The organism is Sphingomonas sp. (genome assembly GCF_036677245.1).
GTDB lineage: Bacteria > Pseudomonadota > Alphaproteobacteria > Sphingomonadales > Sphingomonadaceae > Allosphingosinicella.
In genome coordinates this window covers 75797-82015 of sequence record NZ_JAKFCG010000045.1, presented here as the reverse complement: position 1 = coordinate 82015, position 6219 = coordinate 75797, and the positions used below count along the sequence as shown (strand labels likewise).

At 67.9% G+C, this 6219-nt stretch carries 7 protein-coding genes; 4 read left to right on the top strand and 3 right to left on the bottom strand.

All coding sequences use genetic code 11. The features are described 5' to 3' along the window. The 3 genes from V6M48_RS04855 to V6M48_RS04845 all read right to left on the bottom strand — a co-directional run. Window positions 1-408 (bottom strand): response regulator (locus V6M48_RS04855; RefSeq protein WP_332811398.1); only part of this gene is annotated, 408 nt, incomplete at its 3' end. Window positions 409-508: 100 nt separating this feature from the next. Then, window positions 509-976 (bottom strand): NfeD family protein, encoded by a 468-nt coding sequence (locus V6M48_RS04850; protein WP_332811397.1) that lies wholly within the window; start codon window positions 974-976, stop codon window positions 509-511. Beyond that, a complete protein-coding gene (locus V6M48_RS04845) occupies window positions 973-1941 on the bottom strand; it encodes an SPFH domain-containing protein (protein WP_332811396.1) in 969 nt (322 codons plus the stop codon). The genes V6M48_RS04850 and V6M48_RS04845 overlap by 4 nt, the downstream gene beginning before the upstream one ends. A 77-nt stretch (window positions 1942-2018) precedes the next feature. On the opposite strand from V6M48_RS04845, the gene V6M48_RS04840 reads away from it, so the two are divergent. The 4 genes from V6M48_RS04840 (at window position 2019) to V6M48_RS04825 (ending at window position 6187) form a co-directional block, all read left to right on the top strand. Continuing rightward, window positions 2019-2840, top strand: a complete 822-nt coding sequence (locus V6M48_RS04840; protein WP_332811395.1) for an HpcH/HpaI aldolase/citrate lyase family protein — start codon at window positions 2019-2021, stop codon at window positions 2838-2840. Window positions 2841-2961: 121 nt separating this feature from the next. After that, window positions 2962-4419: an IMP dehydrogenase gene (gene guaB / locus V6M48_RS04835; RefSeq protein ID WP_332811394.1), complete on the top strand. Its 1458-nt coding sequence runs from the start codon at window positions 2962-2964 to the stop codon at window positions 4417-4419. A 42-nt stretch (window positions 4420-4461) separates the two neighbouring features. Next, window positions 4462-5646 (top strand): RsmB/NOP family class I SAM-dependent RNA methyltransferase, encoded by a 1185-nt coding sequence (locus tag V6M48_RS04830; protein ID WP_332811393.1) that lies wholly within the window; start codon window positions 4462-4464, stop codon window positions 5644-5646. Between the two features lie 31 nt (window positions 5647-5677). Further along, the gene (locus V6M48_RS04825; RefSeq protein WP_332811392.1) at window positions 5678-6187 is read left to right on the top strand and encodes a hypothetical protein; all 510 of its coding nucleotides are present in this window, start codon (window positions 5678-5680) and stop codon (window positions 6185-6187) included. Window positions 6188-6219 lie beyond the last annotated feature (32 nt).

The window sequence follows — 6219 nt, the reverse complement described above, 5'->3', positions numbered from 1 at the left end:
CTGCTCGGGTTCGTCGGCTGCATCGGCGGGAGGCAAAGCGCGCATTTCGGCGCGGCGCAGCACCGCGCGAATACGCGCGATCAGCAGCCGCTGCGAGAAGGGCTTGGCGATATAATCGTCGGCACCCATCGCTAGTCCGAGCGCCTCGTCGAGCTCGTCGTCCTTCGAGGTCAGAAAGATCACCGGAATGGCACTGCGCTCGCGCAGCCGGCGGAGCAACTCCATGCCGTCCATCCGCGGCATCTTGACGTCAAGAACGGCGAGGCCGGGAGGATTGTCGATCAGCGCCTTGAGCGCGGTTTCGCCATCCGAATAGACCCGCGTCGTGAAGCCTTCTGCCTGAAGCGCGATCGACACCGAGGTCAGGATGTTGCGATCGTCGTCGACGAGGGCGATCACTATCGACATGTCACTCGCTTCCCGTCATTCGCACGGCCCTTATCCAACCACTGCACCTGCGGCAACCAGCGGGAGGCCGGTGCCGGTCCAGAACCCAGGCAGGTGCAGGTCAGCCCGGCCCGGGCAGCGGCGAGCCAGGAGCGGCGAGCGGCTCGACCAGCAAGGCGGTGCCCTCCGCGCCGGTGACCCTGACCCGACTGCCGATCGCGGCGTCGGCGCCGCGCGCCGGCCACACCGTATCGCCGACCGCGACGCGGCCGCGGCCGTTCTCGATCGCGGCGACGACGACCAATGTCTCGCCGATCAGCCGCGTCGCGCGGTCGTTGAGCAACGGATCGCTGCTCTCGATCGGATTGGCGGCGTAGATGCGCCGCCCGAAGTAAACGGCGGCGAGCGACAATAGGCCGAACAAAGCGAATTGCGAGGCCGGACCAATCGGCAGGGCGAGCGCGACGACCCCGGTGACCGCGGCTGCCGCGGCAAGCCAGATCAGGAAGACGCCCGGGACGAGGATCTCGGCGATGCCCATCACCGCCGCTGCGATCAGCCACGCCCAGTGCGGCTCGATCCCGTTCATTGCTGCGGCCCTTCGGCCGAACCGCGGCGGCGTGGCGGAGGCGGCGGCGCGACAGGGCTATCCCTGCCGAACGCTTCACGCGCAAGCTCGCCGATCCCGCCGAGGGTGCCGATCAGCTGGGTCGCTTCGACCGGGAACAGGATCGTCTTGGCATTCGGCGACGTCGCGAACTGGCTGACCGCGTCGACATATTTCTGCGCGATGAAATAGTTGATCGCCTGGGTGTTGCCGCCGGCGATCGCCTCCGACACCATCTGGGTCGCCTTGGCCTCGGCTTCGGCGGCACGCTCGCGCGCCTCGGCGTCACGGAAGGCGGCTTCGCGGCGGCCTTCGGCCTCGAGGATCTGCGACTGCTTCTGCCCTTCGGCCTTGAGGATCTCGGACGCGCGGGCGCCTTCGGCCTCGAGGATCACCGCCCGTTTCTCGCGCTCGGCCTTCATCTGGCGGCCCATCGCATTGACGATGTCGGCCGGCGGGCGGATGTCCTTGACCTCGACCCGCGTGATCTTGACGCCCCACGCCTCGGTTGCCTGGTCGACGACGATCAGCAGCCGCGCGTTGATCTCGTCGCGCTTCGACAAGGTCTCGTCGAGATCCATCGAGCCCATCACCGTGCGCAAATTGGTGGTCGTGAGCTGCATGATCGCGAGATAGAGATCGGAGACCTCATAGGCCGCCTTGGCGGCGTCGAGCACCTGGAAGAAGACGACGCCGTCGACCGCGACCATGGCATTGTCCTTGGTGATGATCTCCTGGCCGGGGATGTCGAGCACCTGCTCCATCATGTTCACCTTGCGGCCGACGCGATAGAAAAAGGCGGGATAGAAATTGAGCCCCGGCCGCGCGACGGTGGTGAAGCGGCCGAAATGCTCGATCGTATAATGATAGCCCTGGCGGACCACCTTGAGGCTGGTCGCGAGGTAGATCATCACCAATGCGACCACGAATAGGATCGGTACGACCATCGCTTGCTTCCCCTCGCTCCCCTGACGATCAATATCATGTAGACAAGCGGGCGTGCTTCCAAGCAGAATCGGCGTTCATGACCGCCCCCGTTTCCTTGTCCCGCCTGCGGGCCTGCCGCTCCGCCCTCTTCCTGCCCGCCTCCAATCCGCGCGCGATCGCCAAGGCACGCACGCTCGCCGCCGACATGGTGATCCTCGACTGCGAGGATGCGGTGAAGGCCGAGGACAAGGGGGCTGCACGCCGCGCGGCCGTCGAGGCGGTGGCAGAGGGGTTCGGCGGACGCATCGCCGCGATCCGGATCAATCCGCCCGACCGGCATTGGCATGAAGAGGACATCGCTGCGGTGGCGGGAAGCGCTGCCGATTATGTCGTGCTGCCGAAGGCGGAGAGCATGGACGCGATCGAGCGGGTTGCCGGCGCGACCGGGAAGAAGGTGCTGGCGATGATCGAGACTCCTGCGGGCGTGCTCGCCGCAGCGTCGATCGCCTCGGTCAGCGCCGCGCTGATCGCCGGCACCAACGATCTTGCCGCCGAGCTTGGAATTCCTGCCGCCGCCGGTCGCTCCGGGCTTGCGCACAGCCTGCAGACGATCGTGCTCGCGGCGCGCGCAGGCGGCGCGGCGGTGTTCGACGGCGTCTACAACCAGCTCGAGGATCACGAGGGGCTGGCGGCGCAATGCCGCGAGGGACGCAGCTACGGTTTTGACGGCAAGACGTTGATCCACCCAGGGCAGATCGAGATCGCGAACCGCCTGTTCGGCCCGGATGAGGAAGAAGTGGCGGCGGCGCGCCGGCTGATCGCCGCGGCGAGCGGCGGTGCCGAACGTTTCGAGGGGCGGATGGTCGAGGCGATGCACGTGGCGCAGGCGGAGGCGCTGCTCGCCAAGGCGCGCGTTTAGCGGCGCGCCATCCTCAAGGGGCGGGGCCTAGCGCCAGCGCCTGCACGGCCGGGCTGCGGGGGTGGCGCCGGGCGCGTTGCCTACCTATAGAACGGCTCCGAATCCCGCAGCGAGAGAGACAATGGAAATCAGCCTGGGCCTCACTTTCGACGACGTGCTGCTCAAGCCCGCCGCGTCGAGCGTGCTCCCCAGCCAGGCCGATACGAGCTCGCGGGTCACCAAGACGATCAGCCTCAACATCCCGATGCTGTCCTCGGCGATGGACACGGTGACCGAAGCCGACATGGCGATCGTGATGGCCCAGATGGGCGGCCTTGGCGTGCTTCACCGCAACCTCAGCGTCGAGGAGCAGGCGGCCGCCGTCCGAGCAGTGAAGAGGTTCGAGAGCGGGATGGTGGTCAATCCGATCACCATGACGCCGACCGAGACCCTCGCCGACGCGCTGGCGCTGATGAAGAAGCACAGGATATCGGGGATCCCGGTCACCGAGCGTGACGGCAGGCTGGTCGGCATCCTCACCAACCGCGACGTGCGCTTCGCCGAAAACCCGCGCCAGCCGGTCGCCGAGCTGATGACCAGCGAGAATCTCGTCACGGTCGGGCCCGGCGTCAGCCAGGAGGAAGCGCGGCGCCACCTTCACCAGCGTCGCATCGAGAAACTGCTCGTGGTCGACGAAAACCACCGCTGCATCGGCCTGATCACCGTCAAGGACATCGAAAAGGCGGTCACCTATCCGAACGCGACCAAGGACAGCAGCGGCCGGCTTCGCGTCGCTGCCGCGACCACGGTCGGCGACAAGGGCTTCGAGCGGAGCCAGGCGCTGATCGACGCCGAATGCGACCTCATCGTGATCGACACCGCGCACGGCCACAACCGCGACGTCGCCGCGGCGGTGGAGCGGATCAAGAAAATCTCGAACGAGGTGCAGATCATCGCCGGAAACGTCGCGACCGGTGAAGCGACACGCGCGCTGATCGACGCCGGGGCGGACGGCGTCAAAGTCGGCATCGGGCCCGGTTCGATCTGCACGACGCGGGTCGTTGCCGGGGTCGGCGTGCCGCAGCTCACCGCGATCCTCGATGCCGCGGCGGAAGCGGCCAAGGACGATATCCCGGTGATCGCCGACGGCGGCCTTCGCACCAGCGGCGACATCGCCAAGGCGCTGGCCGCGGGCGCGTCGACTGTGATGGTCGGTTCGCTGCTCGCCGGTACGCAGGAAGCGCCCGGCGAGACCTTCCTCTATCAGGGCCGTGCTTTCAAAAGCTATCGCGGCATGGGCTCGGTCGGCGCGATGGCGCGCGGCTCGGCCGACCGTTATTTCCAGCAGGACATCCAGGATCAGCTCAAGCTCGTCCCCGAGGGCATTGAGGGCCAAGTGCCCTATAAGGGCCCGGCGAAGGACGTCATCCACCAGCTGGTCGGCGGCGTCAAAGCGGCGATGGGCTATACCGGCGCTGCGACGATCGGCGAGCTGCAGCGGCGCGCGCAATTCATCCGCATCACCAACGCCGGGCTGCGCGAAAGCCATGTCCATGACGTGTCGATCACGCGCGAGGCGCCCAATTATCCGACGCGCTGAAGCGCTTGCGATCGCTGGCTCATCCGGCGCGCGAGCCCGCCGATGACCCCTTCGGCGCGCCTGCAGGCGGCGATCGAGCTGGTCGAGGCGATCGCCACGGCCGCGCGCGAGGGCGGCGCCGCGGCCGACACGCTGATCCGAGATTATTTCAAGCAGCGCCGCTACGCCGGCTCGGGTGACCGGCGGGCGGTGCGCGATCTCGTCTATCGTGCGATCCGGCGCTCCGGCGAGCGGCCGCCATCCGGGCGGGCGGCATTGCTGGGGCTTGCCGAACAGGACGAGGATCTGCTCGCCCTGTTCGACGGCTCGCCGCACGGGCCCGCGCCGATCGCCGCGGGCGAAAGCGGCGCCGGGGCGGCCGTGGTGCCGGCCTGGCTGCTGCCGCGCCTCGATCCCTTGGTGAATACGGAGGAGGTGCCGAGCCTGCTCGATCGCGCGCCGCTCGACCTTCGGGTCAATCGCCTGAAGGGCGATCGCGAGGCGGCAGCGGCGCTTCTGCCCGAGGCCCGCCCGACTCCGCTTTCGCCGCTCGGCCTGCGCCTTCCCGAAGGCTCCCAGGTAGAGAATAAAGACGCCTGGCATTCGGGGCTCGTCGAGGTCCAGGACGAAGGCAGCCAGCTCGTCGCGCTCGCCTGCGGCGTCGCTCCGGGACAGGATGTGATCGATCTTTGCGCCGGGGCCGGGGGCAAGACGCTCGCGCTTGCCGCCGAAATGGGCAATCGCGGCCGGATCATCGCCAGCGATACCGATCGTGGCCGCCTGTCGCGGCTGGCGCCGCGGCTGGCACGTGCCGGCGTCACCAATGTCGAGCAGAGCCTGCTCAATCCGCGCGCGGAGCTTGATGCTCTGGCCGATTGGCGCGGCAAGGCGGACGCCGTGCTGGTCGACGCGCCATGCTCGGGAAGCGGCACCTGGCGCCGCAACCCTGAGACGCGTTGGCGGCTCGATCCGCAACGGCTCAGCCGGCTTGTCGAACTCCAGGCCTATCTTCTTGATGTCGCGGTGGAACTTGTGCGGCCCGGCGGCACTATCACTTATGCGGTTTGCTCGCTGCTCGTCGAGGAGGGAAGGGAGCAGGCGCTCGGCTTCGAAGCCCGCTGTTCATCGTTCGTATCGGAAGCTGCGGCTATCCCCGGCGGACGAAGCTGCGGGCCTGGCCGGCTGCTGACTCCGGGCCACGACGGCACGGACGGCTTTTTCGTCGCACGCTGGCGGGCGCCATGCTAAGCCTCGTGCCGACAGGATTATGGAGATATTGATGCGCCTTACGCCGATTGCCCTTTCCGCCGCGATCGTGCTGGCGACGATGGCCAGCGCCGGGCACGGGCAGCGTCCGGACGATCAGATTGATCCGCGCTCGCTCGCGCTGACCCAGCAGGGCGTGGCGCTGACCGCCGCGAGCCGCTTCAGCGAGGCCACCGACATGCTCGAAAGCGCGCTCGCGATCGATCCGCGCAACCGCTCGGCCTATGTCGCGCTCGGCCGGGTCGCCCAGGGCGAAAAGCTCCCCGGCAAGGCGATCAAATATTATTCGGAGGCGCTCGCGCTCGAGCCGAACGATCTCAGCGCGCTGACCGGCCAGGGCGAGGCGCTGGTCGAGCGCGGTGCGGTCGAGCGCGCGAAGCAGAATCTCGCCAAGATCAAGACCTTGTGCAAGACCTCCTGTGCGCAAGCAACGACCCTCGCTGCGATCATCGCCAAGGGCCCGCCGCCCCAGGTCGTGACCGCGCAAGCGCCGTCGGCCGCCACGGAGAAGAGCGAGAATTAGGCTCGGCGAGCGATCTTCTGGTCGGCCGCGAC